The organism is Aeromonas lusitana (assembly GCF_002812985.1).
GTDB classification, from domain to species: Bacteria; Pseudomonadota; Gammaproteobacteria; order Enterobacterales; family Aeromonadaceae; genus Aeromonas; species Aeromonas lusitana.
In genome coordinates this window covers 1-26,766 of record NZ_PGCP01000032.1, presented here as the reverse complement: position 1 = coordinate 26,766, position 26,766 = coordinate 1, and the positions used below count along the sequence as shown (strand labels likewise).

Annotated in this window: 25 protein-coding genes; 11 read left to right on the top strand and 14 right to left on the bottom strand. The window is 58.1% G+C overall.

All coding sequences use genetic code 11. From position 1 onward, the window contains the following. Positions 1-284: 284 nt before the first annotated feature. The 3 genes from CUC44_RS16750 to CUC44_RS16735 all read right to left on the bottom strand — a co-directional run bounded on the left by CUC44_RS16750 (position 285) and on the right by CUC44_RS16735 (position 2,987). Positions 285-695, bottom strand: a complete 411-nt coding sequence (locus CUC44_RS16750; protein ID WP_208621084.1) for a DUF6232 family protein — start codon at positions 693-695, stop codon at positions 285-287. A 369-nt stretch (positions 696-1,064) separates the two neighbouring features. After that, complete coding sequence (locus CUC44_RS16745; RefSeq protein ID WP_100861013.1) at positions 1,065-1,937, bottom strand: hypothetical protein; 873 nt, start codon at positions 1,935-1,937, stop codon at positions 1,065-1,067. A 588-nt stretch (positions 1,938-2,525) separates the two neighbouring features. Next, positions 2,526-2,987, bottom strand: a complete 462-nt coding sequence (locus CUC44_RS16735) for a GNAT family N-acetyltransferase (RefSeq protein ID WP_100861011.1) — start codon at positions 2,985-2,987, stop codon at positions 2,526-2,528. 860 nt (positions 2,988-3,847) lie between these two features. Between CUC44_RS16735 and CUC44_RS16730 the strand changes: the two genes are divergently transcribed. After that, positions 3,848-5,113, top strand: coding sequence for a RidA family protein (locus CUC44_RS16730; protein ID WP_100861010.1), 1,266 nt, complete (start codon positions 3,848-3,850; stop codon positions 5,111-5,113). A gap of 180 nt (positions 5,114-5,293) precedes the next feature. On the opposite strand, the gene CUC44_RS21035 is transcribed toward CUC44_RS16730, so the two are convergent. Together CUC44_RS21035 and tkt are read right to left on the bottom strand one after the other, a co-directional pair. Then, positions 5,294-6,088 carry a hypothetical protein gene (locus CUC44_RS21035; RefSeq protein WP_157812798.1) on the bottom strand — a complete coding sequence of 265 codons (795 nt, stop codon included), beginning with the start codon at positions 6,086-6,088 and terminating at the stop codon, positions 5,294-5,296. 438 nt (positions 6,089-6,526) lie between these two features. After that, complete coding sequence (gene tkt / locus CUC44_RS16725) at positions 6,527-8,518, bottom strand: transketolase (protein ID WP_100861009.1); 1,992 nt, start codon at positions 8,516-8,518, stop codon at positions 6,527-6,529. A 340-nt stretch (positions 8,519-8,858) separates the two neighbouring features. On the opposite strand from tkt, the gene metK reads away from it, so the two are divergent. The 7 genes from metK (at position 8,859) to ruvX (ending at position 14,655) form a co-directional block, all read left to right on the top strand. Then, a complete protein-coding gene (gene metK / locus CUC44_RS16720) occupies positions 8,859-10,010 on the top strand; it encodes a methionine adenosyltransferase (RefSeq protein WP_100861008.1) in 1,152 nt (383 codons plus the stop codon). A gap of 78 nt (positions 10,011-10,088) precedes the next feature. After that, positions 10,089-10,607, top strand: coding sequence for a SprT family zinc-dependent metalloprotease (locus CUC44_RS16715; RefSeq protein ID WP_100861007.1), 519 nt, complete (start codon positions 10,089-10,091; stop codon positions 10,605-10,607). Positions 10,608-10,680: 73 nt separating this feature from the next. Further along, the gene (locus tag CUC44_RS16710; RefSeq protein WP_100861006.1) at positions 10,681-11,394 is read left to right on the top strand and encodes an endonuclease; all 714 of its coding nucleotides are present in this window, start codon (positions 10,681-10,683) and stop codon (positions 11,392-11,394) included. A gap of 208 nt (positions 11,395-11,602) precedes the next feature. Beyond that, positions 11,603-12,334: a 16S rRNA (uracil(1498)-N(3))-methyltransferase gene (rsmE, locus tag CUC44_RS16705; RefSeq protein ID WP_100861032.1), complete on the top strand. Its 732-nt coding sequence runs from the start codon at positions 11,603-11,605 to the stop codon at positions 12,332-12,334. Positions 12,335-12,460: 126 nt separating this feature from the next. Beyond that, a complete protein-coding gene (gene gshB, locus CUC44_RS16700) occupies positions 12,461-13,411 on the top strand; it encodes a glutathione synthase (protein ID WP_100861005.1) in 951 nt (316 codons plus the stop codon). Positions 13,412-13,622: 211 nt separating this feature from the next. Beyond that, a complete protein-coding gene (locus CUC44_RS16695; RefSeq protein ID WP_100861004.1) occupies positions 13,623-14,177 on the top strand; it encodes a YqgE/AlgH family protein in 555 nt (184 codons plus the stop codon). Positions 14,178-14,232: 55 nt separating this feature from the next. Beyond that, entirely contained in the window at positions 14,233-14,655 is a 423-nt protein-coding gene (gene ruvX, locus CUC44_RS16690) for a Holliday junction resolvase RuvX (RefSeq protein ID WP_100861003.1), read from the top strand. 75 nt (positions 14,656-14,730) lie between these two features. Here ruvX and ampC read toward each other — a convergent pair whose 3' ends face one another. Both ampC and CUC44_RS16680 read right to left on the bottom strand, forming a co-directional pair. Then, complete coding sequence (gene ampC, locus CUC44_RS16685) at positions 14,731-15,897, bottom strand: class C beta-lactamase (RefSeq protein WP_100861002.1); 1,167 nt, start codon at positions 15,895-15,897, stop codon at positions 14,731-14,733. A gap of 232 nt (positions 15,898-16,129) precedes the next feature. Further along, on the bottom strand, positions 16,130-17,569 hold the full coding sequence (locus CUC44_RS16680; protein ID WP_100861001.1) for an alanine/glycine:cation symporter family protein: 1,440 nt from the start codon (positions 17,567-17,569) through the stop codon (positions 16,130-16,132). Between the two features lie 743 nt (positions 17,570-18,312). Here CUC44_RS16680 and tal point away from each other — a divergent pair. After that, positions 18,313-19,263, top strand: coding sequence for a transaldolase (gene tal / locus CUC44_RS16675; RefSeq protein WP_157812797.1), 951 nt, complete (start codon positions 18,313-18,315; stop codon positions 19,261-19,263). Positions 19,264-19,470: 207 nt separating this feature from the next. Beyond that, positions 19,471-19,650, top strand: a complete 180-nt coding sequence (locus CUC44_RS16670; protein ID WP_100860999.1) for a DUF3545 family protein — start codon at positions 19,471-19,473, stop codon at positions 19,648-19,650. 133 nt (positions 19,651-19,783) lie between these two features. On the opposite strand, the gene CUC44_RS16665 is transcribed toward CUC44_RS16670, so the two are convergent. After that, on the bottom strand, positions 19,784-20,332 hold the full coding sequence (locus CUC44_RS16665) for a hemerythrin domain-containing protein (protein WP_100860998.1): 549 nt from the start codon (positions 20,330-20,332) through the stop codon (positions 19,784-19,786). Positions 20,333-20,547: 215 nt separating this feature from the next. Continuing rightward, positions 20,548-21,216 (bottom strand): uracil-DNA glycosylase, encoded by a 669-nt coding sequence (gene ung, locus CUC44_RS16660; RefSeq protein ID WP_100860997.1) that lies wholly within the window; start codon positions 21,214-21,216, stop codon positions 20,548-20,550. A 639-nt stretch (positions 21,217-21,855) separates the two neighbouring features. Between ung and grcA the strand changes: the two genes are divergently transcribed. Next, complete coding sequence (grcA, locus tag CUC44_RS16655) at positions 21,856-22,236, top strand: autonomous glycyl radical cofactor GrcA (protein WP_100860996.1); 381 nt, start codon at positions 21,856-21,858, stop codon at positions 22,234-22,236. Positions 22,237-22,338: 102 nt separating this feature from the next. On the opposite strand, the gene CUC44_RS16650 is transcribed toward grcA, so the two are convergent. The 5 genes from CUC44_RS16650 to prmC form a co-directional block, all read right to left on the bottom strand. Beyond that, positions 22,339-23,622, bottom strand: a complete 1,284-nt coding sequence (locus CUC44_RS16650) for a dicarboxylate/amino acid:cation symporter (protein WP_100860995.1) — start codon at positions 23,620-23,622, stop codon at positions 22,339-22,341. Between the two features lie 302 nt (positions 23,623-23,924). Continuing rightward, the gene (kdsA, locus tag CUC44_RS16645; protein ID WP_100860994.1) at positions 23,925-24,779 is read right to left on the bottom strand and encodes a 3-deoxy-8-phosphooctulonate synthase; all 855 of its coding nucleotides are present in this window, start codon (positions 24,777-24,779) and stop codon (positions 23,925-23,927) included. Between the two features lie 100 nt (positions 24,780-24,879). Beyond that, entirely contained in the window at positions 24,880-25,680 is an 801-nt protein-coding gene (locus CUC44_RS16640; RefSeq protein ID WP_100860993.1) for a SirB1 family protein, read from the bottom strand. A gap of 11 nt (positions 25,681-25,691) precedes the next feature. Beyond that, on the bottom strand, positions 25,692-26,075 hold the full coding sequence (locus tag CUC44_RS16635) for a SirB2 family protein (RefSeq protein ID WP_100860992.1): 384 nt from the start codon (positions 26,073-26,075) through the stop codon (positions 25,692-25,694). 43 nt (positions 26,076-26,118) lie between these two features. Further along, a partial coding sequence (gene prmC, locus CUC44_RS16630) for a peptide chain release factor N(5)-glutamine methyltransferase (protein ID WP_100860991.1) occupies positions 26,119-26,766 on the bottom strand: 648 nt, incomplete at its 5' end.

Genomic DNA, 26,766 nt, shown 5'->3' with positions numbered 1-26,766 from the left:
GAGAGGCTACTGCAAACCCGAGAACGTGAAGCAAGTCACAGTATATGCAGCGCAACAACCTTCAAAAAATGAATTTAAATAATAAAAAACATGCAATTTTGGAATGATTTAGGGTGCTAGCGCTTGGCTGACTAACCTCATCAGCCGCGCTACCTTCACTGGCCCACCAGGCTCAGACCCGGTCAATAGGTTGTTGAGGAAGCACAGTGGCCATGGCTGGCGGCAATCCCCCCTCCCTGCACGAGTCACTGGCTTGGACGATCACCGCCGATAAGCTTCGCCACTTAGGTGTTGATGAGGCCCTTGAGCGCCATCGCCTGCGCTTTAAAGAGTTCATGGTCGGAGGCATGGCGGCTCTTGGCCACAGTTATCCACTGCACGCCGGTTTCATCTGCGTGGGCAAACTCGATACGAAACTCATATTTCGCACTCGATAGCAGCGCCATCAATGCCCCCGCCAGGAAAGCGACCATGGGCAGAAAGAGGACGAGAAGCGCACTTTTTGCCTGCTCTTCGGTGGGGATGAAATAGAAGAGCACGCTGGAGGTCACCAGGCCCAGCAACACCATCTTGCGCAGATGATCTTTCCAGCTCAGCACCCTCACCTCGACCCCCTTTATTTTATTCAGGTCATAGCTGTCGTTGTTTATCTGCAATCTGTTATCCGGCTGCCGGATGGAAATAGCACACGCCATGATGAATACCCCTGGATGCGAAAAGCACACGTCAATATGTCTCTTGTCTTGAGATGCCCATTCCGTCGGTGCTGATGAAGATGGAATGGGTGGTCGCATCGGCACTGAGCGAACAGTCATTACCCATACGAGTCACACGCGGCAGATAGTACCGAATGGCGCCAAATTACCAAGGGAATTGAAGAGAAATAGCGACCTGGATCCGATTCGAGGGCCCTGCACCACCCATATGCGGCGCATCACGCCGTACAGGCTCTAGAGACACGCCTCCCATTCAATAACGGGAGGCGCGCTTCGAGCGGCATAGGAGATGCACGGATGGCAGGCAAGAGGCGCCCTGGGGCAGAGCGCCTCACACAGTCAGCGTCCCTAGAAGGCGCCTCTCAGGAAGCGGATCACCTGCCGTTTGACCGGCGCGCACAGGGGCGGCTTGGGAGGCACCAGGTTGATCTGGGCGCGACCGACCCGGGCTTCGCAGCGCAGCAGGATCTGGATGTAGTGGGCGTTGTGACGCTGAATGAACTGGGAGATCTGATAAGCCCACGGCTTGGGAATGCCCCACAGAGTGCTGGCGACGGCGCCGACGATGCAGAAGAAGGCGGGCTCCCGGATACCCATCTTGACCCCATTCTCCAATGCTTCCTTGAGGGAGTGGGAGTGCGCCAGGCAGGTCATGACGTTGACCATAAAGGCCTCATAATCGTCATCTCCGCCGGTGCCGACCCGCGCCGACAGCTCGGTAGCGGGCTGATAACCAAACTGGTAGCCGATGTTTTCCAGCACGGCGTTGCGCTGGCGAATGACCTTGGCATAGAACATCAGCATGGCGGTGCAATCGAGCACCTGGCAGAGCACATCGTGGTGCGGGTGTGTCTTGGTGGGACGGGGGGCGGTCAGCAGCGCTATCTCCTCCGAGATGGCGAGCAGGCCGATCGGCACCGCCGTGCTGATAAATGACAGGTCCACCGACAGCTCGACATCCTGGCTGCTCTCCAGCTGGGCGATGATGACGTGTTCGGCGAACAGGCGGCGCTGGCGGTCGATAAAGGCGCCGTAGACCAGATCCCTGAACTTCTTCTGTGGATAGGGGGTATCGAGCAGGGTCTCGATTGTCATGACGGCGGCGGAGACACGGCCGCGCAGTTGGTATTCAAGGGCGATGGGAAAGTGCTTGCCCAGGCGGGGCGGTGGCCGGTACGAACCCAATCGACAATACATGTCACCCAATACGAAGCCCAGCATATATCCTCCACGGTCAGCTTATGATGATCGCATCGCGATCCTGCTTGCCACCCCTGGGTCTATCTACACCGGTGCACTCAGGTTGCCCGGCAAGGGCCCCTGGCGGCACAACTAATCTTATGATTAATAACAAGTTAAAAAAGCGACTCAGCTCCCATTCAAATTTGTTATTAACTTTTTAGTCAAAAAGTGTGAACTGGGTTGGCCATGGGCCACTGCCGGCGTTGGGATCCAGTGAACGGAGTGCATCATCGCCTCAGTATGCGTGTGAGGAAATAGGCCACCGCGAGCAGCGGCCAGAGGCATAGCCACTGTCCAGGCAGCAGCCACAGCAGGGGCATCGAGGCTACCGTTCCGGCCACCAAGCCCGCCAGCGACCAGCGGACATAACCAAGCGGCGCCCCCAGCCGAAAGTGGCGATCGAGGCGGGAGAGTGTGAGCAGACCGAGACTACCGAGAACCAAACAGGCGCCCAGCAGCAGGGAGATGGCTCCCCCTTCGCTTCCCATGCCCACCAGGGCCGCCAGCCCCAACAGATAGAAACACTGCCTTTTATCGCCACGGCAGATGCTATGGAAGGCATAACCGTTACTGATCGATGGTTAATTCCATAAAGAGGCTGTTGGGGTCGGCCTGATAATCCCCGAACGGTGCGCATTCCCTGAAGCCGTGCTTCTGGTAGAGGCCGTGGGCCGGGGTGAAGAAGGCCATGGAGCCGGTCTCCAGCTTCAGATAGCGATAGCCCCTGCCCCGCGCGATGGCAATCAGGTGGCGCAAGATGGCCGAGCCCACCCCCTTGCCCCTGGCAGTGCCGTGCACCCGCATGGATTTGATCTCACCGCCATCGGCGTCAAGCTCCTTGATGGCACCGCAACCCACCAGGGTCTGCTCGTCGTAGGCGGACCAGAAGGTGATCGCTGGCGCCTTGAGCCCTTCGAGATCCAGCGCATGCTTGCTCTCTGGCGGCGAGACGGCGCGCATGTCATCCAGATGCGCCTGCAAAAAAGCGGCGATCTCGGGGCCGTCGAGGGGGTCGATAACGATCTGCATGGGGTGATCTCCTTATCAAATGGAATGGTGGCGGCCTTGGCGCCGCAGCCAGTGCTTATCAACGAAGGCAAAATGCCAGTCCTTATTGATACGCGATCGATAAAGCCAGATCCAGCCATCCCCCACCGCTTGGCTGGCGATCTGGCTGTCAGCGCCTTGCTGCTGCGCCGTTTCTCATTTCTCGGTCAGAAAATATATGCCAGATCCCATGGCATCTATTAGGCCCCGGCGCCTCCCCTATGGGCTTCTCATGCAAAAGCGGTGAATCATATTTCAGGCACCTGGTTATCTGCGCCAATATGGGCATGGGCTAGCATATTTTCAGTCCACTAGATAGTCCCCTGAACAGGGCCAAAAATACATATCCATTCATAATAATGTCGATTAGCTGCAAGATGGTGCATAGTGTTAACGCTTTATTCACAGTGAACCCCATGGGGAACCGGGCGAAAACCCAGCGCTGACGGCCTCGCAGCGTCGAACATGCTACCTAAGCAGGTAAAGCCCATCTTTTATCGTGAATTGAATAGCAGTTTTGCTATATTTCAGAGCATTGAGCCATCTCATAGAAATGAGATCCCGGTTTGCATCCCGCCCATCCCAACTCCTAGAATCCTCCTGTCTGAAATACTTAACCCAAACCAGACCTCTCTTATCCAATCCTCTTCTTATATGGATTGACACAATAACCGAGGCAGCGGTTGCCGTTTCCTGTTCCACCTATTTGGTTCGCAGGCGATGAGCTGGCGATTGGCAAATCGATATCCCAATCAGCCGAGCTATTTAGGCAGCAGGTCGACAAGCGTGTGGCCAGGGTTAACTTGTACCCCTACATAATATAAAGAAGAGGAGTTTCCATAATGAGTGGCACTATTATCAAGTCCGCCAGAAATACCGAGCACGCCCCCCAGCAGCTGGGTCCTTATACCCAGACAGTGGCCTTCTCTCACTACAACAATATTTCGGCGCAACTGCCCGTCGATCCCAAGACCGGCAAGATGATCGGTAGCGATATCAAGGATCAGGCGAGACAGTGCCTCACCAATATCAAGGCCATCGTCGAGAGCATCGGCCATGTGATGGACGACACAGTGAAAATCACCGTCTTCCTCAAGGAGATCGCCGATCTGGACGCGGTCAATGCCGTGTATGCGGAATTCTTCCCAAGCTATGTGCCAACCCGCACCGTGCTCGCCGTGGCCGCCCTGCCGATGCATGCCCTGGTGCAGATGGACGCCATCATCTCCAACGGCGAAGGCACCTTCCCCCAGGCACCTTGCGCCCTGGTGAAACTCGCCCGCAACAGCGACAAGGCGCCGCAAAGCCCGCTCTATACCCAGACCGTCGCCTTCTCCCACTACAACAATATCGCGGCACAGCTGCCCATCGATCTGGCATCGGGCAAGCTGGTCGAGGGTGGCATCAAGGCACAGGCGGCCCAGTGCCTGGCCCATATCAAGGCCGTGCTTGAGAATATCGATGTGCCCTTCGACGACATCGTCAAGGTCACCATTTATCTGCAGAACCTCGCGGACATCGACGCCGTCAACGAGGTCTATCGCACCTTCTTCCCGGACTCCGCCATCGCTCGCGCCGTCGCCTACCTGCCGGCCCGCTCCGTGATCGCCGCCTCCGCCCTGCCCATGGGCGCCCTGGTGCAGATGGATGCCGTGGTCTCTCACGGTGACGGCACCCCGCCGCAACTGGTGGAAGACAGACACGGCCTGGTGATCCGCGCCCGCAACACCGACAAGGCGCCGCGCAGCCCCCTGCACACCCAGACCGTCGCCTTCTCCCACTACAACCATATCGCGGGCCAGCTGCCGCTGGATATGGCCACCGGCAAGGTGCTGACCGGCTGTGTCAAAGAGCAGACCGCCCAGTGCCTCGGCCATATCAAGGCCATCGTCGAGAGCATCAACCATGTGATGGACGATATCGTCAAGGTCAATATCCAGGTGAAGAACATCGAAGATCTGGAGGCGGTCAACGCCATCTATACCCAGTATTTCCCGAGCTATCACCCCGCCCGCACCGTGATCGGCGTGAGCGAGCTGCCCGCCGGCGCCCTGGTGCAGATGGATGTCGTGATGTCCAATGCGGAAAGCACCCCGCCGCAGGTGTAAGTGTTGCCGTAAATAAAAAAGAGACCGGCTAATGCCCGGTCTCTTTTTACGTAACACGATGGGAAATTATTAAAAATCGCGAACATCCAATTACGCTTCACGCGTCGAACTTACAGGCCTATCTAACAGATGGGAATTGTAATATTAATAGATCCTATAAGTTATACATTGTCGTTATTATTAACTATTTGGTTGATTTTTCTTGTTGGAGTTATCCTCAGCATTTGGCTCACTAAGTAAACCTATAAGTGCCTTCTTTAATGCCTCAGGCCTTCCTGTAAATATTTGATACCCACCAATCGCCAAAGATAAAAATACTGCAAATATTGAAATCCAATATGACATTTTCGAATCAGAAAGATATTCATCTACTAAGAGATTTTTTTGATGCAGTTCATCCACAAGATTATTAATATCATTTCGAATTTTCGGGTAGTTTTCATCAGTCTTTATTCTTATATTTTCAAAATAATCCTTTTGCCCAATTTGCAGCTTATCAAATGGGTTTATTTCCTCATATTCATTCATAATTGACTCTAACTTTGGCAAGAGTTCCTTCTCATTATTTATAAATGCAGACACTCGTACATCATCAAGCACTGAAGATAGAGCAATTGTTTTTGGATAATACTCAGCCTTTGATGATAAAATTATTTTAAAATCACTAATCTTGGGCTGATTAGCGAATGCTTGCTTGATTGCTCTCAAGTCGCCATCATTTGAAATAATCAATGATATATCTTTTTGCAAAAGAGTTTTATCAATATATTTACCATCTTCAAGAAACAACATCATAATACTAAACATAATAGAAAAAACACTCACAGAGAACATCCACAAATACAATCTTGATGTTCTACTTCTAGCTTCTATTTTTTCAATTATAGCTTTTTGATAAAGGAGCTCTCGATTTCTAAACCTCTTAAACTCTTCATAATTTTCTTTTTTTTGCATGTTTTCTTTATTTCTTTCCATGTCATAATGCATAATATTAAAATCCATAATTAAAATTGACTTATGTAATATTATAACTGGTGCAGAATATTCTACTACTCCCTAGTATCTAGCGCTTTCAGTAATAAAAAATGATACAAAAATACCTTTGTAGATGATGATTTTTCCATACATAAAGATATACACTTGCCTATAAAATAGGTTAACAATCTCTCATGGTTTGCGATTTAAATCGTATCGCCAGCTGTATTCTCGACCTTCAACACAAGCAGCCCTGAATGGCACCAAGATAGAAGCATGTTGAAGAAAAAATTTCAGAATATCAAGCAACTTGCTTATTATTCACCAGCGATTATCTCTATATTAACAAAAAACGCCCCCTATCTTGCGATGGAGGGCGTTTTATCGTTCTGGCTATTGGGCCCTAAGCGGCCCAATGTTCAGCGATTACAGGGGCTGTTACAGGGACTCTGCGGTCGCAACCACGTTTTCCACGGTAAAGCCGAATTCCTTGAACAGCAGCTCGGCCGGTGCGGACTCACCGAAGGTGCGCATGCCGATGATCTTGCCGTTCAGGCCCACGTACTTGTACCAGTAGTCGGCGATGCCCGCTTCGATGGCGACGCGCTTGGTCACGGAGGACGGCAGTACGGATTCCTTGTACTCGGCGGATTGGGCGTCGAACACGTCGGTGGCCGGCAGGGAAACCACGCGCACGGCACGGCCCTTGGCGGTCAGTTCAACGTAGGCAGCCACGGCCAGCTCCACTTCGGAACCGGTGGCGATCAGGATGATCTCCGGGGTACCGGCACAATCCTTCAGCACATAACCACCCTTGGCGACGTCGCCCAGCTGCTGGGCAGTGCGGTCCATCTGGGCCAGGTTCTGGCGGGAGAAGATCAGGGAAGTCGGGCCGTCGGTACGCTCGATGGCGTGCTTCCAGGCGATGGCGGATTCCACCTGATCGCACGGACGCCAGGTGCTCATGTTCGGGGTCAGACGCAGGGAGGCGATCTGCTCAACCGGCTGGTGAGTCGGGCCATCTTCACCCAGACCTATGGAGTCGTGGGTGTAAACGAAGATGGCGCGCTGCTTCATCAGGGCGGCCATGCGCAGGGCGTTGCGAGCGTATTCCATGAACATCAGGAAGGTCGCGCCGTAAGGAATGAAGCCACCGTGCAGGGCGATGCCGTTCATGATGGCGGACATGCCGAACTCACGTACACCGTAGTGGATGTAGTTGCCTGAGGCGTCGTCGTTGGTCAGGGACTTGGAACCGGACCACATGGTCAGGTTGGACGGCGCCAGATCCGCGGAACCACCCATGAACTCGGGCAGCAGCTTGCCGAAGGCTTCCAGAGCATTCTGGGACGCTTTACGGGTGGCGATCTTGGCCGGGTTGGCTTGCAGGGCTTCGATGATCTTGGCAGATTCTGCGGCCCAGTTGGCCGGCAGCTCGCCAGTGGTACGACGCTTGAACTCGGCAGCCAGGGTCGGGTGCGCGGCTTCATAGGCGGCAAACTTGGCAGCCCAGTCGGCTTCCAGCTTGGTGCCCTTCTCTTGAGCATTCCACTCGGCGGCGATGTCAGACGGGATGACGAAGGGCGCGTGGTCCCACTTCAGGAAGGCACGGGCGGCGGCGATCTCGTCGTTGCCCAGCGGTGAGCCGTGGCAATCGTGGGAGCCGGACTTGTTCGGGGAACCGTAACCTATGATGGTGCGGCAGCAGATCAGGGTCGGCTTGCCGGTCTCGGCCTTGGCGGCTTCGATGGCGGCATTGATGGCTTCCGGGCTGTGACCGTCCACGGCCGGGATAACGTGCCAGCCGTAGGCTTCGAAGCGCTTGGGAGTGTCATCGGTGAACCAGCCTTCGACATGACCGTCGATGGAGATGCCGTTGTCATCCCAGAAGGCAATCAGCTTGCCCAATTGCAGGGTACCGGCCAGGGAGCAAGCCTCGTGGGAGATACCTTCCATCAGGCAACCGTCGCCCATGAAGGCGTAGGTGTAGTGGTCGACGATGTCGTGACCCGGCTGGTTGAACTGTTCGGCCATGGCCTTCTCGGCGATCGCCATGCCCACGGCATTGGTGATGCCCTGACCCAGCGGGCCAGTGGTGGTTTCGATGCCAGGAGCATAACCGTACTCCGGGTGACCCGGGGTGCGAGAGTGCAGTTGACGGAAGTTCTTCAGGTCATCGATGGAGAGGTCGTAACCGGAGAGGTGCAGCAGGGAGTACAGCAGCATGGAGCCGTGGCCGTTGGAGAGAATGAAACGGTCGCGGTCGGCCCACTTGGGGTTGTTCGGGTTATGTTTGAGGTGGCCACGCCACAGCACTTCGGCGATATCTGCCATTCCCATGGGGGCGCCCGGGTGACCGGAGTTGGCTTTTTGAACGGCATCCATACTCAATGCGCGAATGGCATTGGCAAGCTCTTTACGAGAAGGCATCTGTATCTCCTGCGATTGCTTCATTTGATGGCCAAGAATAAGGCGCGTTATTGTCCCAGCAGGGCGCGCGGCGTGCAAATGTTATCTGGGCGAATAAAGTGGCTTTGGGAGCACAATCGCTTTTCTTGGCCAGGAAAACGATTCAATCATGCCCCTCGGCTACCCCAAATGGGGTGATCGACCGGACAAGGCCGACTCGGGCGGCGCCAAACCAAAATAGTGCTGGCAATCACCCATTGGCCTAATTAAAATAGACGTCCAGATGTAGATACCTCTACAAAGAACCTGTCATTTTCCGGTTATGGCCAAGGCGATAACCCCACACGATTGAGAACCAAACATGGCAAAGCTGTTTACTTCCGAGTCGGTCTCCGAAGGCCATCCCGATAAAATCGCCGACCAGATCTCCGATGCGGTACTGGACGCCATCCTGGTGCAAGACACCAAGGCACGCGTCGCCTGCGAGACCCTGGTCAAGACTGGCATGGTGATGGTAGCCGGCGAAGTGACCACCTCTGCCTGGGTCGATATCGAACAGATCGTGCGCGACACAGTGCGCGAGATCGGTTACACCCACTCCGACATGGGCTTCGATGCCGACTCCTGCGCCGTGCTGAACGCCATCGGCAAGCAGTCCCCCGACATCAACCAGGGTGTTGACCGCAGCGACCCGTACGAGCAGGGCGCCGGTGACCAGGGCCTGATGTTCGGTTACGCCACCAACGAAACCGACGTGCTGATGCCAGCCCCCATCACCTACTCCCACCTGCTGGTCAAACGCCAGGCCGAAGTGCGCAAGAACGGCACCCTGCCGTGGCTGCGTCCGGATGCCAAGAGCCAGCTGACCTTCGCCTACGACGACGCAGGCAAGATCCTGGGTGTGGATGCCGTGGTGCTCTCCACCCAGCATTGCGAGTCCGTCAGCCACAGCGATCTGGTGGAAGCGGTACGCGAAGAGATCATCAAGCCGGTACTGCCGACCGAGTGGATCACCAAGGACACCAAGTTCTTCATCAACCCGACCGGCCGTTTCGTTATCGGCGGCCCCATGGGTGACTGCGGTCTGACCGGTCGCAAGATCATCGTCGACACCTACGGCGGCATGGCCCGTCACGGTGGTGGCGCCTTCTCCGGCAAGGATCCGTCCAAGGTGGACCGCTCTGCCGCCTACGCCGCTCGCTACGTGGCCAAGAACATCGTTGCCGCGGGTCTGGCGGATCGTTGTGAAGTGCAGGTCTCCTACGCCATCGGCGTGGCCGAGCCGACCTCCATCAGCGTCGAAACCTTCGGCACCGGCAAGGTTGCCGAGGAGCTGCTGGTGAAACTGGTTCGCGAGCACTTCGAGCTGCGTCCGTACGGCCTCATCGAGATGCTGGATCTGAAACGCCCCATCTACCAGGCTACCGCCGCCTATGGCCACTTCGGTCGCGACGAGTTCCCCTGGGAGAAGACCGACAAGGCCGCCCTGCTGCGCGACGTCGCCGGTCTGTAATGTCCCAAGGCATGAGCCTGTGATAAAAGGGGAGCTTGGCTCCCCTTTTTGCTTTTTCGCCGCTCGACAGGATTGCCCATGACTGCCCTCCCCACCCCCGATGCCCTGCTCGCCGCGCGCGTCGACGCCTGCTTCTCGCAGGCCGAGGCACGTCTCGGCCGCGCCTTCCCGCGCCCGCGCATTTATCTGAACATGCGTGGCCGGGCGGCGGGCTCAGCGCGGCTGCAAACCTGGGAGCTTCGCTTCAACCCGGCGCTCTATCAGGCCAACCAGCAGGCCTTCATGGAGGAGGTGGTGCCCCACGAGGTGGCGCACCTGCTGGTCTATGCGCTCTGGGGAGAGGGGCGCGGCAAGAACCGGGTGCTGCCCCACGGCCGCCAGTGGCAGTCGGTGATGCGGGAGGTGTTCAACCTCGAACCCAGAACCACCCACAGCTTCGATCTCGCCGTGCTGAACCAGAATACCCAGCCCTATGCCTGCGCCTGCCAGCAGCATCAGCTCTCGATACGCCGTCACAACAAGGTGCAACGGGGTGAGGCGCGCTACCACTGCCGCCGCTGCCGCCAGCCACTGGTGCACCAGCCGGAAACGAATTGAGCCAACCTGTGTCGCGTCCCTGTGTTAGGGTGCCCACCTTCTTCATCCACCTGTTTCATGTTCAAGGATCTTCATGTCTCGCCCCTCCCGTGTTTTTGGCCTTCCCCTGCTCTCCCTTGGCCTGACCCTGCTGGTCAGTACGCCGCTCCAGGCGCAAGAGGCCCAGACCTTCCGCGCCGCCAAGCAGGATCTCGTCAAGCTCTATCAGAGCCATCCCAGCACCTTCTACTGCGGCTGCAACATCAAGTTCAGCGGCAAGAAGATGGCGCCGGACTGGGAGAGCTGCGGCTACTTGCCACGCAAGCAGGCCAATCGCGCCGCCCGTATCGAGTGGGAGCACGTGGTGCCCGCCTGGGAATTTGGCCACCAGCTGCAGTGCTGGCAGGAAGGGGGTCGCAAGAACTGCGGCAAGAGCGCCGAGTTCAACAAGATGGAGGGAGACATGCACAACCTCTTCCCCGCCATCGGCGAGGTGAACGGCGATCGCGCGAACTACCGCTTCTCCGACTGGAACGGCAAGCCGAACCAGTACGGCAAGTGCCAGATGCTGGTGGACTTCAAGGAGCAGCGCGTGCAGCCGCCCAAGGGGCCGGTGCGTGGCCAGATCGCCCGCGCCTACCTCTACATGGGGGAGCAGTACGGGCTGCGCCTGGCCGCGCAACAGCGTAAACTGTTCGAGGCCTGGGACAGGCAGTACCCGGCGGATCGCTGGGAGTGCGAGCGCAACCGCCGCATCGGCAAGCTGCAAGGCAATACCAATCCTTTCATTGAAAAGCAGTGCCAGTGACCCCATTTGACCGGGAAGGAGATAAGCTCCTTCCCTTGTAACAAGCGGCTCCAGCCCTGCCCGACATGCTGCCAGCAGGCTTATCCATTACATCCAGACCGGATTTAATCGCATTCGATAATGGTTTTACGATGCAGATGAACCACTAAATGGCAGTCTGGCAACAGATTGAGCCGCTTAAATGTTATTTCAGAGACAAATAGACAGCATGCGCATCCCACGTATCTATGAGCCGGCCTCCCTGCAGGTCGGTCAGACCCTGGCCCTGTCGGAAGACGGTGCCAACCACATCGGCCGGGTGCTGCGCATGCAGCCGGGCCAGCAGCTCGAGCTGTTCAATGGCGACGGCAACCAATACCCCGCCACCATAGCGAGCGTCGGCAAGAAATCGGTGGAAGTGCACATCGACAGCTGCGACACCCAGTCGGTGGAATCGCCGCTCGCCATCCATCTCGGCCAGGTCATCAGCCGCGGCGACAAGATGGACTTCACCATCCAGAAATCCGTGGAGCTCGGCGTCACCTGCATCACCCCCCTGTTCTCCGAGCGTTGCGGCGTCAAGCTGCCGGCCGACAGGTTGGAGAAGAAGCGCGAGCAGTGGCAGAAGGTAGTGATCAGCGCCTGCGAGCAGTGCGGCCGCAACCTGGTGCCCGAGGTGCGCATGCCCATGGAGCTGGATGCCTGGCTCGCGGAAGAGACCCAGGAGCTCAAGCTCAACCTGCACCCCCGCGCCGAGTACAGCATCAACACATTGCCGGTACCCGAGCATGGCGTGCGCCTGTTGATTGGCCCCGAAGGCGGCTTGTCCAGCGACGAAATTGCCCGTACCGTGCAGGAAGAGTTCAAGGAGATGTTGCTCGGGCCTCGGGTGCTGCGCACCGAAACCGCTGCCCTGACCGCCATCACGGCGTTGCAGTGCCGCTTTGGCGATCTGGCCTGAAACCTGTCCAACGTCTTGCTGCGAGGTCGTGATCAAGGCCCCTGCGCCGTTCGCGGCCTCTCGTGACAGAGCTTGAACAGGTTCTGATAATCTCAAACGCAATCGCGCCACAAGAAGGAATCTCGGATGACCATCAAACTCGGCATCGTGATGGACCCCATCTCGGCCATCAACATCAAGAAAGACTCCAGCTTCGCCATGCTCGAAGAGGCACAGAAGCGCGGCTACGAGCTCTTCTATCTGGAGATGTCGGATCTCTACATGGAGGCGGGTCGCGCCTTCGGCACCATGCGCCCGCTCAAGGTGCAGTACGACTACGCCAACTGGTTCGAACTCGGTGAGGTCATCGATCAACCCCTCTCTACCCTCGACGTGATCCTGATGCGCAAGGATCCGCCGTTCGATACCGAGTTCATCTACGCCACCTACATGCTGGAGCGGGCCGAGGACGAGGGCACCCTCATCGTCAACAAGCCCCAGAGCCTGCGTGACGCCAACGAGAAGCTCTACACCGCCTGGTTCGCCGAGCACACCCCGACCACGCTCGTCACTCGTCGCGCCGACAAGCTGCGCGCCTTCCACGCCGAGCACAAGGACGTGATCCTCAAACCCCTGGATGGCATGGGCGGCGCCTCCATCTTCCGCATGAAGGAGGACGATGCCAACGTCGGTGTCATCATCGAGACTCTTACAGAACATGGGAGTCAGTACTGCATGGCGCAGACCTATCTGCCCGCCATCAAGGACGGCGACAAGCGGGTGCTGGTGGTGGACGGTGAACCCGTGCCCTACTGTCTGGCTCGCATCCCGGCGCAAGGAGAGACCCGTGGCAACCTGGCGGCGGGTGGCCGTGGTGAGGCGCGCCCCTTGAGCGAAGCGGACTGGGCCATCGCCCGCGCTGTCGGTCCGACCCTCAAGGCCAAGGGCCTCATCTTCGTCGGCCTCGACATCATCGGCGATCGGCTGACCGAGATTAACGTCACCAGCCCCACCTGCATCCGCGAGATCGAGGCGGCCTTCGACGTCTCCATCACCGGCATGCTGATGGACGCCATCGAGCGCCGACTGGGACGCTGACAGCCCAACGGGTCGGCGCCTGCCGCTTATCCGGCGGCGCCGACCCGACAGGCAAACACAACAGGGGCCCTCGCGGCCCCTGCTCTGTTTATGTCGTGGGTACTCTGTGCGCCAGCGCCCAGGCTTGTGCTCATGGGTGCGAAAAAAGCGGTTTTGCCCGCCGCCGTCAACTGCCATAATCACCCCAAATACCTTTGCACTATTTGGCCCTATGCAAACACTGCAAAATCACTATCTGCTCGCCATGCCGAGCCTCTCAGACGCCTATTTCGAGCGCTCTCTGGTCTATCTGTGTGAACACAGCAGCGAGGGCGCCATGGGCCTTGTGGTCAACATCCCGGTCGACATGTCCCTCGATGCCATGCTGGCCAAGCTCAACCTGAGCCCGCCCGATACCCAAGAGATGAAGCAGCCCGTGCTGCAGGGTGGCCCTGTGCACGGGGATCGCGGCTTCGTGCTGCACAGCTTCCGGCCCGGTTTCAACTCCACCCTGCAGGTGAGCGACGAGATGATGGTCACCACCTCCAAGGACATTCTGGAGACACTCGGTACCGACGAGGCACCGAGCCACTGGCTGGTGGCCCTGGGCTATGCCGGCTGGAGCGCGGGCCAGCTCGAGCAGGAGCTGGTGGACGGCGCCTGGCTGGTGATCCCCCCCAATGCGGATCTGGTGTTCAAGACTCCCATCAGCCAGCGCTGGCAGCAAGCTGCCGCCAGTATCGGGGTCAATCCTCTGCACCTCTCCAGTCAGGTGGGGCATAGCTAGCCTTCTCCAAGCGGGCCCTCGGGCCCCTTCTACCCATTCAGTTTTAAGGAACTCCATGTCATCACGCAGCATCATGGGCTTTGACTACGGCACCAAGAGTATCGGCGTCGCCATCGGCCAGGAGCTCACCGGCACGGCCCAACCCCTTCGCTCCCTCAAGGCGAACGACGGCGTGCCCAATTGGGACGAAATAGAGAAGCTGCTCAAGGAGTGGCAACCGGATCTGTTGGTGGTGGGTCTGCCGCTCAACATGGACGGCACGGATCAGGAGATCACGGTGCGGGCCCGCAAGTTCGGCAATCGTCTGCACGGCCGCTTCGGCAAGCAGGTGGAGTTCAAGGACGAGCGGCTCACCACCACGGATGCCCGCGCCCGCCTGTTCGAGCGCGGCGGCTACAAGGCGCTCGACAAGGGCAGCGTGGACGGGGTCTCGGCCCAGCTCATCGTCGAAGCCTGGATGGAGGAGCAGTACGGCTGAGTCTGCCTTGCGCGGATACCAATAAAAAACGCCGGAGCCTTGGGCTCCGGCGTTTTCATTTGCGCCTTGATGTCTCTACTTATCCAGCTGCTGCAGGATCCGGTAGGCCGCCTCGATGCGCGCCGCATTGGGGTAGTTGCGATTCGCCAGCATGACGATGCCGATCCCCTTGGCGGGCACGAAGGCCACGTAGGCGCCAAAGCCATTGGTGGAGCCCGTCTTGTTAAACAGGGTGCTGGCCCTGGCCGGGGCTGGCTTGAGCACTGGGGTCACCTTCTGGGGCTTTAATACCATGTCGTTGCTGTTGCCGGCCTGCAGGGTTTCAAGGCCAAGGGGATAGTCATACATCTCCCAGCCCAGCCCCTGGGTCATGGGCCCCACCGAATAGAGGCCGGTGTGGGTCAATGAGATGGCGTTTTGCAGTCGCTTGTCACGCTGGGCACTGATATTCGCCTCGACCATATTCGCCTCGACAAAGCGGAGCAGATCCTGGGCCGAGGTCTTGATGCCATACGCCTCGGCGGCAAGCGCGCCGGGGTTGACCCGGATGGCCTTGTCGCTCTTGTCATAGCCAAAGGCATAGTGCGCCATGGCCGCCTCGGGCACCTTGATGTAAGTGTGTTTCAGGCCGAGTTTGGGCAGCAGGGTCTGCTCCATCAACTGCTCGAACGGCTGACCCTGGCTGCGGGCCGCCAGATGGCCGAACAGGCCTATGCTGGGGTTCGAATACTGGCGATGGGTACCGGCCGGATAGGCGGGTGACCACTGCCGGTAATAAGCCTGCATGCTGGCATCTGAGTTCACCTCATCCGGGAACTGCAAGGGCAAGCCACCGGCGCTGTAGGTGGCAAGCTGCCCCATGGTCACCCGATCAAAGGCACTGCCCTTGAGAGCAGGATCGATCTTGCTCACCCAGTCATCCAGGCGAAAATGGCCCCCGGCGACCCCATAGGCCCCGAGCGTCGCGGTAAGCGTCTTGCTGACCGAACCAATCTCGAACAGGGTCTGATCGTCGACTCTGGCCCCCGTCGCCTTGTTGGCCAGACCATAGTGAAAGAGATGGGCCTTGCCATCTTTGAGCAGGGCCACCGCCATCCCCGGGATCTTGTGCTGTGTCATCACGGGCTGGATGGTCTCATCCACCAGCTGGCGCAGCGCTGCAGGTTCGGTGGCGGCCTGGGTCAGGCCGGCCCACAGCAGCGAGGTCACCGCCAACCAGTTCATGCCCTGTCGTTGTTGCATCGATTCATCCTCTCATCTGTCTGGATTGCCGCAGGCGCGGCGAAAAAGTGGGGCAAGCTTAGCGCCACTGCATGTGCCGGGTATGCGCTTGTGTGAAGTCTGGGTGAAGTCCTCGTCCGGATAAGCACAAATCCGCCTCTGCCGACCCTCCATCATCCACAAGAAAAAGGGGAGCCAACGGCTCCCCTCTCTGATGACGACGATCTGATCGTCCACCCTGCCAAGCGGGGCCTTACGCCTGCTTGCTCTTGGGGGGATTGTCCCAGATCCCCTCTTCCAGCTGGCTGCGCAGCTCGGGGTACTTGTTGGCATCGAAGGTGGGCACCCGGCCCAGCTTGAGCTGATCGTTGTAATCCTTGGCCAGCTTGATGGCGACCCCGGAGAGCAGCAATATGGCTACCAGGTTGACGATGGCCATCATCCCCATGGAGACGTCTGCCAGCGCCCACACGGTCGGCAGCTCGCCCACCGAGCCGAACATCACCATGCCCAGCACAAACATGCGAAACAGCATCAGGCCGCCCTTGTGGTTGTGCTCGAGGAACACCAGGTTGGTCTCGGCGTAGGAGTAATTCGCCACTATGGAGGTGAAGGCGAAGAAGAAGATGGCCGCCGCGATGAAGATGTTGCCACCGCCGCCGATCTGGGAGGAGAGCGCGCGCTGGGTCAGCTCCACGCCGGTCACCCCTGAACCCGGTTCGAATTGGCCGGACATCAGGATAATGGCCGCGGTACAGGTACAGATGACGATGGTGTCGAGGAACACCCCCAGCATCTGCACATAACCCTGGGAGGCCGGGTGCGGCGGATAGGGAGTGGCGGTGGCAGCGGCGTTCGGGGCCGAGCCCATGCCCGCTTCATTGGAGAAGAGACCGCGCTTGATGCCGTTGATCATCGCCTGGGAGATCGCATAGCCCATGGCGCCAGAGCCGGCCTGCTCGATGCCAAACGCCGACTTGATGATGAGGGAGAACACATGGGGCAGCTCGCCGATGTTCATGATCACCACGAACAGCGCCATCAGGATATAGGCCATCGCCATGAAGGGCACCACCAGCTCGGCGAAGCGGGCGATGCCGCGAATGCCGCCGAAGATGATGAGGCCGGAGAGCACCACCAGGGCCAGGCCGCTGACCCAGTCAGGGATGCCGAAGGCCACGTTCATGGCCAGGCTGATGGAGTTCGCCTGCACCGCATTGAACACCAGACCGAACGCCAGCAGCAGACAGAGGGAGAAGACCACCCCCATCCAGCGCATGCCAAGACCGCGCTCCATGTAGTAGGCCGGGCCGCCACGGTAGTTGCCGTCCTCGTCCTTCACCTTGTAGAGCTGGGCCAGGGTACTTTCCACGAAGGCGGTGGCCATGCCGATAAAGGCGATCAGCCACATCCAGAAGATGGCGCCAGGGCCACCGAGATAGATGGCTACGGCGACGCCCGCCAGATTGCCGGTCCCGACCCGGGCCGCCAGACTGGTACACAGGGCCTGGAAGGAGGAGATGCCGGCACTGTCGGATTTGCGGCTATTGCGCAGTACCGAGAACATGTGGCCGAAGTGGCGAACCTGGATAAACCCCAGGCGGAAAGTGAAAAAGATCCCGACCCCGATGAGCAGGTAGATGAGCACGGCTCCCCACATCAGGTCATTAATCATTGCGATCAAGGTGTCCATAATTCTCTCGTTGTTATCACATCCATGGTCAGTCTGCGCTGACCGCTCTCTGTCCGTTTCCGAATTAGCAATGCGCTAAAGGGGCGGAATCTAGCATAGGGAGCGAGTTCAGAATAGTGATTCAGCTCACCGGGAAGACAAAAAACGAACAATCCGAGCCAATAAAGCTTCATTTAGCACGCAAAATTTCAACAAAACTTGATGCCATATCCATCGCACGACCAATAAGCCTCAAAGGAGCACCTTTTATCTTTCCCGACCAGGCAGGGAAGTGACGTCATGGATCGGCTTATCGGGAGGCAAGCGTTTATATCCATACCCGGCCGTCACCCGGGTTGTAACGCAAAACGTTTTACACGTAATTAAATTTCAAGTAGCTGACGAAAGTATTTATGTGATCGGCTTAACATATTTGAGAATCAACTAAAAAATTTGCATTTATTCAGGCCTGGCTAAGCCGCGGGACAAATCACTAAAATAGTTATTTATCATGAGGTTACACCCATACTACGCCCCCCACTCCAGCGACTGGACGAGAAGCATACACCCCCCCCTATTGCAGGATGCGCCACATCCGTATTAATTAGGCAGGCAATGGTGATGGGTCACTCCCATCGCGCTTTTCTGAGCCTGAGTCGCCGGAATTTTGTAATTTAATTTCAGAACTGTCCTCTCACGCCCGCAACCCCCGAGCCTGCGCCCTCACCAAGAGAGTGCGCCCTCATAAAGAGATGATATTTGCCATGGCCGATAAATTAACCCAGCTGAAAGCCCTGACCACGGTAGTTGCCGACACCGGTGATATCGAAGCCATCAAGCGCTACCAGCCCATCGATGCCACCACCAACCCTTCCCTGGTGTTGAAGGCATCCGAGATCCCCGAATACGCGGCGCTGATCGAAGACGCCATCAACTGGGCCAAGGCCCAGAGCCAGGACAAGGCACAGCAAATCATCGACGCGGGCGACAAGCTGGCGGTCAACATAGGTCTGGAAGTGCTGAAAATCGTTCCGGGCCGCATCTCCACCGAGGTGGATGCCCGTCTCTCCTTCGATACCGCTGCCAGCATCGCCAAGGCCCGCAAGCTGATCCGTCTCTACAACGAAGCCGGCATCAGCAACGATCGCATCCTGATCAAGCTGGCCTCCACCTGGGAAGGCATCCGCGCCGCCGAGGTGCTGGAGAAAGAAGGTATCCAGTGCAACCTGACCCTGCTGTTCTCCTTCGCCCAGGCCCGTGCCTGTGCCGAAGCCGGCGCTTTCCTGATCTCCCCGTTCGTCGGTCGCATCCTCGACTGGTACAAGGCCAAGCACAACCGTGACTACACCGCGAGCGAAGATCCGGGCGTGGTCTCCGTTACCGCCATCTACGACTACTACAAGCAGCACGATTACCAGACAGTGGTGATGGGTGCGAGCTTCCGCAACACCGGCGAGATCCTGGAGCTGGCCGGTTGCGACCGCCTGACCATTGGCCCTGCCCTGCTGGAAGAGCTGAGCAAGAGCGAAGGCGCCGTGGTACGCAAGCTGAACTACACCGGCGAGCGCAAGGCCAAGCCGACCCCCATGACCGAAGCCGAATTCCGCTGGGAGCTGAACCAGGACGCCATGGCCGTCGAGAAGCTGGGTGAAGGCATCCGCATGTTCGCCGTCGATCAGGGCAAGCTGGAAACCATGCTGGCCAGCCGTCTCTAAGAGGCGCTGACCGGGTTGGTCCAGCACAGCGGCCTCTGAGCCGCGTCTGACTGGCCACCCACCCCGATAAAAACCGGACTCCCGCGAGGGCAGTCCGGTTTTTTTATGGGCCCTTTCCGGTTGTCACAAGCTCGTCACAAAAACGTTTTATTTTCAAAGCCACCGTGTTATACGGATGGTGACAACCATAAAACCAAGGAGGGAGCCATGGACATGTTCAACTTCGATTTTGACGAGGTCGTTGAGCTGGGTTCACGTAGCCGCGGGACATCGGGAAAGAAGCGTAAATGGCGTGAGATTGAGGCGCTTAAAGACAAGCACCGCCTGCAGAAGGAGCTGCAGTCCATCGACATCGCCTACGAGGGTTCGGAAGAGCTGGAGCTGTAACAGAGCGAGGGGAGCGGCAGTGCCAAGAGCTGCGCCCTCATGCCAACCAGAGCGCCAATCCAGGCTCGATGGAGCCGATACGGTAAAACAAAACGCCCCGATCAGATCGGGGCGTTGCTTTTGGTGTTAAGCATCAGGAAGAGAGGGGCAGGGAGAGCTGCTTGGCCAGCGCCTGGAAGTGCTGGCTTATCTCGGCCCCGAACAGGGGATCGTTGGCGGCCCGGTTTTGCCAGACCTGTTCGAGGTGACGCCAATCGTCCTCGGTCAGGGAGTCCCGCAGGTGGGGGAAGATCACCGCTTCCTCATAGTTCATGTGCGCCTCCTGCTGTTCGATGAACTGCTCCAGCCGCGCCGTGAACTGATCCAGCGGGATAACCGCATCCATCAGGATCATCTCCACCATCTCCTTGAGCTCGGTGCCTGCCTCCAGCAGCTTGGCATGCTCCTCGTGCAATCGGTTCGCCACCTCCCCCTCCACCACCCGGTATTTCAGGTAGTAGTCATAGATGAGGTCCTCCTTGGGATGGTGGTATTTGTCAGACACCTCCCGCAGGTAATCCACCACGTCCCGGATCAGGAAGTAGCTGATCCTCTGCTCACTGCGAATGGCGGCCAGCTTGTATTTCAGCAGTTGCAACAGCTTGGCGATGTTGAGGTGGTCCTTATGCAGACTGGATAACATGGGCACTCCTTGGCACATAATTGAGAAGATCCTGTCTCGAGTATACGGCCATTTAATGCGCTAACTTTGCACTCAATCAAATCTGACGCAGACAATGCCGGCTCATCCACCCTCCTTCCCAAGACTCGGATGCCCGTCCCATACACGCAAAAAAAACAGTGCGACCCCTTTCGGGATCGCACTGCTGAGGGTCACATCAGATTGGCTTGGGCAGCTTATTGGCAGACCGAGAGCCAGTCGATGGGGCGCTTGCCCTGCTCATCGAGCAGGCGGTTGGTCTCGGAGAAGTGGCCGCAGCCGATGAAACCGCGATGGGCGGAGAGCGGGCTCGGGTGGGGTGCGCTCAGCACATGGTGGCGCTGACGGTCGATGAAGCGGCCCTTCTTCTGGGCATGGGCGCCCCACAGCAGGAAGACCACCCCCTCGCAGCTGGCGTTGATCTGCTCTATGACCCGGTCGGTGAAGGTCTCCCAGCCCAGATGCGCATGGGAGTGGGCCATGCCCGCCTGCACCGTCAGCACGGTATTGAGCAGCAAGACCCCTTGTGTGGCCCAGGACTCTAGGAAGCCGTGGTTCGGGGTGACGAAACCCGGCAGGTCCCGTTGCATCTCCTTATAGATGTTGACCAGGGAGGGGGGCGTGCGCACCCCGGGCAGCACGGAGAAGCAGAGGCCGTGGGCCTGGTTCGGGCCGTGATAGGGGTCCTGCCCCAGGATCACCACCTTGACCTGGTCCAGCTCGGTCAGCTTGAAGGCATTGAACACCTCGGTGGCGGGGGGATAGATCACCTTGCCCGCCTCCCGCTCACTCCTGACGGTCGCCAGGGTGGTCTTGAAATAGTCCTGTTCCTTCTCGGATCCAATCACATCTGTCCAGGTCACCACACCACTCTCCTCAATAAATACCCATATCTTTGCTCATCGCGCCCTGCTCCAGCATGTGCCGGTCGGCATACGGATCTGCTGCGCGAGGCAACGAGGGGCCCAGAATAGGGGCCAAGGCCAGTGGACGCAACCGTGGCCAGGCCATCTTCCCCCTGACGGGGCGCTTCATCTGCCTGCCCTGGCCGCTTTTACCATCTTATAAGCAGATATGTTTACTCATTAACCATCTCTTTTATCGATGCACTCGATGCCGCCCCAAGCCGCGGAGCCCCCTTGCCGTGGCCTTTTTCAGCTCTCCCCTGGCAACCAGCCCGGATCTCGGAAACAAAAAAACAGCAAAACATGTAGTTAAATTACTAGATTTACCAAATATAAAATGCATAATTAATATATCTTACGAAATCATAAAAATGAGAGAATTTTGATTAAACTCAATAATTTAATCCTCTCATCGCCGTGCTATTCGCGTATTTTTTGATTTGGATCAATTTTCGTATTATTACCCTCGTGGTATATATGACCCCAACGAAGCAAAGGTGTAAGGCAAGGCCCCTTTAAATCATCCATTCGATGAGGTGGTTTAAAAACATCAGGGGTATCTCCTTACCAATGAAATCCCTTCCTATGAGGAGTCATACCATGATCAAGGGCATCCAAATCACCCAGTCCAACAACGCCGCTCTGCTGAACTCTTTCTGGCTGCTGGACGAAGAGAAACAACAGGCTCGCTGCATCTGCGCCAAGGGCGACAGCTTCGCCGCCGACCAGGAAGTGGCCCTGTCCGATCTGGGTCAGTTCGAATACCGTGAGCTGCCGGTTCAAACCGAGCCGGTGGTCGAGGGTGGTCAACACCTGAACGTCAACGTGCTGCGCCGCGAGACCCTGGAAGACGCCATCGCCAATCCGGAAAAATACCCGCAGCTGACCATCCGCGTCTCCGGCTATGCAGTGCGCTTCAACGCCCTGACCCCGGAACAGCAGCGTGATGTGGTCACCCGCACCTTCACCCAGAGCCTGTAAGTCGCTCTGCGGTTAAACTGCATCATGAAAAACGGCCCTCTCGGGCCGTTTTTTTATGGATGACGATCTCTCGTCACTGCATTGATGCAAGGCCTTTGGCACTTAGCCATGTTGATCGACGCGCTGCACGGCAACCGGCTTGGCGAGCACCTCGTTCATCTGCTGCTCGTCGAGCTGATCGCAGTAGCGGGCCACCACCAGGGTCGCTACCCCGTTGCCGATGAGGTTGGTCAGGGCACGGGCCTCCGACATGAAGCGATCTATCCCCAGGATCAGCGCCAGCCCGGCGAGCGGCAGGTGCCCCACCGCCGAGATGGTGGCCGCCAGCACGATAAAGCCGCTGCCGGTGACTCCCGCCGCCCCCTTGGAGGAGATGAGCAGCACCACCAACAGGGTGATCTGATGGAACAGATCCAGCGGCGTGTTGGTCGCCTGAGCGATGAAGACCGCGGCCATGGTCAGGTAGATGGAGGTGCCATCCAAGTTGAAGGAGTAACCGGTCGGGATCACCAGCCCCACCACCGACTTCTTGCAACCGAGCGCCTCCATCTTGACCAGCATGCGCGGCAAGACGGATTCGGAAGAAGAGGTTCCCAGCACGATCAGCAGCTCTTCCTTGATATAGGAAATAAAGCGCAGGATGCTGAAACCATTGGCCTTGGCGATGCTGCCGAGCACCAGGAAAATAAACAGCAGACAGGTCAGATAGAAGCTGGCGATCAATTGTCCGAGCTGCACCAGCGAGCCGATGCCATATTTACCTATGGTGAAGGCCATGGCGCCAAATGCCCCGACTGGCGCCAACTTCATGATCATGTTGATGATGCCGAAAATAACCTGGGAGAAGCTGTCGATCACATTGAATACCAGCTTCCCCTTCTCCCCGATATGATGCAAAGAGAAGCCAAACAGCACCGCAAATAACAACACCTGCAGGATATTGCCGCTGGCGAAGGCACCGATCACGCTGCCCGGGATCACGTCCAGCAGGAAAGCGATGATGCCCTGGGACTTGGCCTGCTCCGCATAGACAGAGATGGCGCTGACATCCAGCGAGGCCGGATCCACGTTCATGCCCACCCCGGGCTGCAGCAGGTTCACCACGCACAGGCCGATGACCAGTGCCAGTGTGCTGACCACCTCGAAATAGACGAGCGCGATGGCGCCGGTTTTGCCCACCGCCTTCATGCTCTCCATCCCCGCAATGCCGGTCACGACGGTGCAGAAAATAACGGGGGCAATGATCATCTTGATTAATTTCACGAAGCCATCGCCGAGGGGTTTCATATCGGCGCCCAGGCTCGGATAGAAGTGTCCCAATATGACCCCTATGGTAATGGCCAATATCACCTGAAAATAGAGGCTGCTTAATATTTTCTTGTGCATGCTCAACGTCCTGTTAATTAATTGACACGGGCGATGGCAAAAAACGCGTGCAGGGATCCGCGGCGAGATATTTCACTCTCTCATCCGGTTCATGCCATTTCGCCATTCCAACGGCGGCACTTTCACACGTTATAAGAATTAATTTAGCGACATCAATCACACAATATATTTAACATCATTAACACCACGGCAACCGTGATATAGTTGGTCAGTGATTTATTTAAGACCTTAGTGAGAATGTCTCGGAAATAAAAATGCCCCGTAGGACGGGGCATTGTTCATTCAGCTATTCGGCTGCGGGATCAGGCGGAGGTGTCCAGCGGCTCGAAGCCCTTGATGAGATCGTCGATGGCCTTCATCTGCTTCAGGAAGCCTTCCAGCTTCTCCAGCGGCAGGGCGCTCGGGCCGTCACAGCGGGCCGCTTTCGGATCCGGGTGGGATTCGATAAACAGGCCTGCCAGACCGACCGCCATGCCGGCACGGGCCAGTTCGGTGACCTGATCACGGCGACCGCCGGAGGCGGCCCCCAGGGGATCACGGCACTGCAGGGAGTGGGTCACGTCGAAGATGACAGGGTAGCCACCCGTGGTCTTCTTCATCACCCCCAGCCCCAGCATGTCCACCACCAGGTTGTCGTAGCCGAAGTTGGCACCGCGTTCGCACAGGATCAGGCGATCGTTGCCGCACTCCTCGAACTTGTCGGTGATGTTCTTCATCTGGCTTGGGCTCAGGAACTGCGGCTTCTTGATGTTGATGACGTTGCCGGTGCGGGCCATGGCTTCCACCAGATCGGTCTGGCGCGCCAGGAAGGCGGGCAGCTGGATCACGTCCACCACCTCGGCGACCGGCTTGGCCTGATGCACCTCGTGCAGATCCGAGATGACCGGCATGCCGAAGGTTGCTTTCAGCTCCTGGAAGATCTTCATCCCCTCTTCCAGACCCGGGCCCCGGTAAGAGTGGATGGAGGAGCGGTTCGCCTTGTCCCAGCTCGCCTTGAACACGAACGGGATGCCAAGCTTGCTGGTCACTTCGACGTACTTCTCGCACACCGCCATCGCCATGTCGCGGGATTCCAGCACATTCATGCCGCCAAACAGCACGAACGGCTTGTCGTTGGCCACATTGATGTCGTTGATCTTGATATTCTTCTGTTCCATCTCAGCATCCTTAAGTGAAGGGGCTTGGGGTGTGAATCCAAGTTAGTCAGCCGTACCTCAGCACAGCGGACCACGATATTCTTTTATTTCCCAAGCATCCTCAGTGAAGGGGCTTGGGGCTCAGATCCAGCGTCGCCAGCTGGCTTTTCAGCACGTCGGCAACCGGATCGTCCGGGCACTGTTCAATAAAGTATTCAAAGTCGTCGGCGGCGAAACGGGGGCAGTCGAGCTGCTCGTAGATAAAGCCCCGATCCCGCGTCTCCAGGGGATCGCCCGGTTTCATGCGCAGCAGCAGCTCGCTGCAGCGCAGCGCCTCCGTCATGCGCTCTTCCCGCAGCAGGGCGCCCTTGCTGACGTTGAGCAGCCGCTCGATGATCTCCCACTGGCCGGAAGGCTGCAGCAGATCGTCGCTCAGGGTCGCGAGATTGCCAAGGGCACCGCGCAGTAGCAGCTCGATGCGGTGCCAGCTCAGCTCGTCGCCGTTGAAGGGGTCCACATAGACCTCACCTTCGCTGCCGGCGAAGCTCACCAGGAAGTGACCGGGGAAGCAGATCCCCTCCACGTCCAGGCCTATCTTGCGGCCCAGCTGGATGATGAGGATGCCAAGGCTCACCGGAATGCCCTTCCTGCGCGTCAGCACCTGGGCCAGATCGCAGTTGGCGCTGGAGAAGTAATCCTGCCAGTCACCACGAAAACCCAGGGTCTGGTAGAAACCGGCGAGCAGTTGGCGACGCACCTCGTCACAGTTGCCCTCGGCAATGGCCTCGTCCAGCCAGGCATCAAGGTGGGCCAGTTCGGCCTCCCCCGTGCTGACATGGCCCTGGATCTCGTCGCTGACGGAGAGGGCCAATTCTGCCAGATCATGGGCCTCGAAATCGGTCCACTCATCCACACGTATCATCTTCGTCATTCCTAACCGAATAGACTGGCCTGCTTGAACAGAGCAAGCTTGGCAATAAAGAAGACCCACCCCAGCGCCCCCAGGAAGGCGAACCAGCGGATGCCGTTGTTGCGCGCCAGGCGCAGCGCCATCATCGCGAGGAAGGCCACCACCAGGATGGCGGTCAGCTTCTCGCTGAGCCAGGGGGTGGCATTGTTGAGCGGATTGAGATCCAGCACCATGCACAGCAGTACGCCGGAGAGCACCACCAGGCCATTGAGCCAGCCGCTTGCCTGCAATACCCGAGCGTTGCGGGCCTGACCCGAGCCGGTCTGAACCCAGTAAAAGCGCAGCATGAACATCAGCACGGCCGCCCCAATCAGCAGCAGGTGAAGATGTTTCAGAGCAACATACATAACATGTCCTTGCACCATCAGACAGGCACCAGCCTGCCTGTACTCATTCGTGAGGCAGGCAACCCAGGGTCACCCGCTCGTTATCCCCGTAATCGCGCACGCTGGCTACCTCGCGATAGCCATGCTGCAGCAGGAGTTGACGCACCATTTCCCCCTGCTGCCAGCCGTGCTCCAGCAAGAGCCAGCCGCCGGGCAGCAGATGGGCCGGCGCCTGCGCCACTATCAGGCGGATATCCGCCAGCCCCTGCTCGTCTGCCACCAAGGCGGAGCGGGGCTCGAAGCGCACGTCCCCCTCATTGAGGTGGGGATCCGCACCGTCGATATAGGGCGGATTGGAGACGATCATGGCAAAGCGGGGCGCGTCCGAGAGCGGCTCAAACCAGCTACCGTCACGCACCTCGATGGGCAGGCCAAGGGCCGCACTGTTGGCGCGAGCCAGGGCGGCCGCCTCCGGCATCCGATCCACCGCCCACAGGTTAAGATCCGGGCGCTCTGACTTGATGGCCAGGGCAATGGCCCCGGTGCCTGTGCCCAGATCCAGCACGGCGCAGGGGCCGACTGGCAGGCGAGCCAGCGCCTGCTCCACCAGCACTTCCGTGTCCGGGCGCGGGATCAGGGTCGCCGGGCTCACCTTGAGAGGCAGAGACCAGAACTCCCGCTCACCGACGAGGTGGGCGATGGGTTCACCCGC

Coding starts and splice junctions, on each gene's coding strand:
- CUC44_RS16750 (WP_208621084.1), bottom strand. CDS start 695: ATGGCGTGTGCTATTTCCATCCGGCAGCCGGATAACAGATTGCAGATA.
- CUC44_RS16745 (WP_100861013.1), bottom strand. CDS start 1,937: ATGCTGGGCTTCGTATTGGGTGACATGTATTGTCGATTGGGTTCGTAC.
- CUC44_RS16735 (WP_100861011.1), bottom strand. CDS start 2,987: ATGCAGATCGTTATCGACCCCCTCGACGGCCCCGAGATCGCCGCTTTT.
- CUC44_RS16730 (WP_100861010.1), top strand. CDS start 3,848: ATGAGTGGCACTATTATCAAGTCCGCCAGAAATACCGAGCACGCCCCC.
- CUC44_RS21035 (WP_157812798.1), bottom strand. CDS start 6,088: ATGGAAAGAAATAAAGAAAACATGCAAAAAAAAGAAAATTATGAAGAG.
- tkt (WP_100861009.1), bottom strand. CDS start 8,518: ATGCCTTCTCGTAAAGAGCTTGCCAATGCCATTCGCGCATTGAGTATG.
- metK (WP_100861008.1), top strand. CDS start 8,859: ATGGCAAAGCTGTTTACTTCCGAGTCGGTCTCCGAAGGCCATCCCGAT.
- CUC44_RS16715 (WP_100861007.1), top strand. CDS start 10,089: ATGACTGCCCTCCCCACCCCCGATGCCCTGCTCGCCGCGCGCGTCGAC.
- CUC44_RS16710 (WP_100861006.1), top strand. CDS start 10,681: ATGTCTCGCCCCTCCCGTGTTTTTGGCCTTCCCCTGCTCTCCCTTGGC.
- rsmE (WP_100861032.1), top strand. CDS start 11,603: ATGCGCATCCCACGTATCTATGAGCCGGCCTCCCTGCAGGTCGGTCAG.
- gshB (WP_100861005.1), top strand. CDS start 12,461: ATGACCATCAAACTCGGCATCGTGATGGACCCCATCTCGGCCATCAAC.
- CUC44_RS16695 (WP_100861004.1), top strand. CDS start 13,623: ATGCAAACACTGCAAAATCACTATCTGCTCGCCATGCCGAGCCTCTCA.
- ruvX (WP_100861003.1), top strand. CDS start 14,233: ATGTCATCACGCAGCATCATGGGCTTTGACTACGGCACCAAGAGTATC.
- ampC (WP_100861002.1), bottom strand. CDS start 15,897: ATGCAACAACGACAGGGCATGAACTGGTTGGCGGTGACCTCGCTGCTG.
- CUC44_RS16680 (WP_100861001.1), bottom strand. CDS start 17,569: ATGGACACCTTGATCGCAATGATTAATGACCTGATGTGGGGAGCCGTG.
- tal (WP_157812797.1), top strand. CDS start 18,313: ATGGCCGATAAATTAACCCAGCTGAAAGCCCTGACCACGGTAGTTGCC.
- CUC44_RS16670 (WP_100860999.1), top strand. CDS start 19,471: ATGGACATGTTCAACTTCGATTTTGACGAGGTCGTTGAGCTGGGTTCA.
- CUC44_RS16665 (WP_100860998.1), bottom strand. CDS start 20,332: ATGTTATCCAGTCTGCATAAGGACCACCTCAACATCGCCAAGCTGTTG.
- grcA (WP_100860996.1), top strand. CDS start 21,856: ATGATCAAGGGCATCCAAATCACCCAGTCCAACAACGCCGCTCTGCTG.
- CUC44_RS16650 (WP_100860995.1), bottom strand. CDS start 23,622: ATGCACAAGAAAATATTAAGCAGCCTCTATTTTCAGGTGATATTGGCC.
- kdsA (WP_100860994.1), bottom strand. CDS start 24,779: ATGGAACAGAAGAATATCAAGATCAACGACATCAATGTGGCCAACGAC.
- CUC44_RS16640 (WP_100860993.1), bottom strand. CDS start 25,680: ATGATACGTGTGGATGAGTGGACCGATTTCGAGGCCCATGATCTGGCA.
- CUC44_RS16635 (WP_100860992.1), bottom strand. CDS start 26,075: ATGTATGTTGCTCTGAAACATCTTCACCTGCTGCTGATTGGGGCGGCC.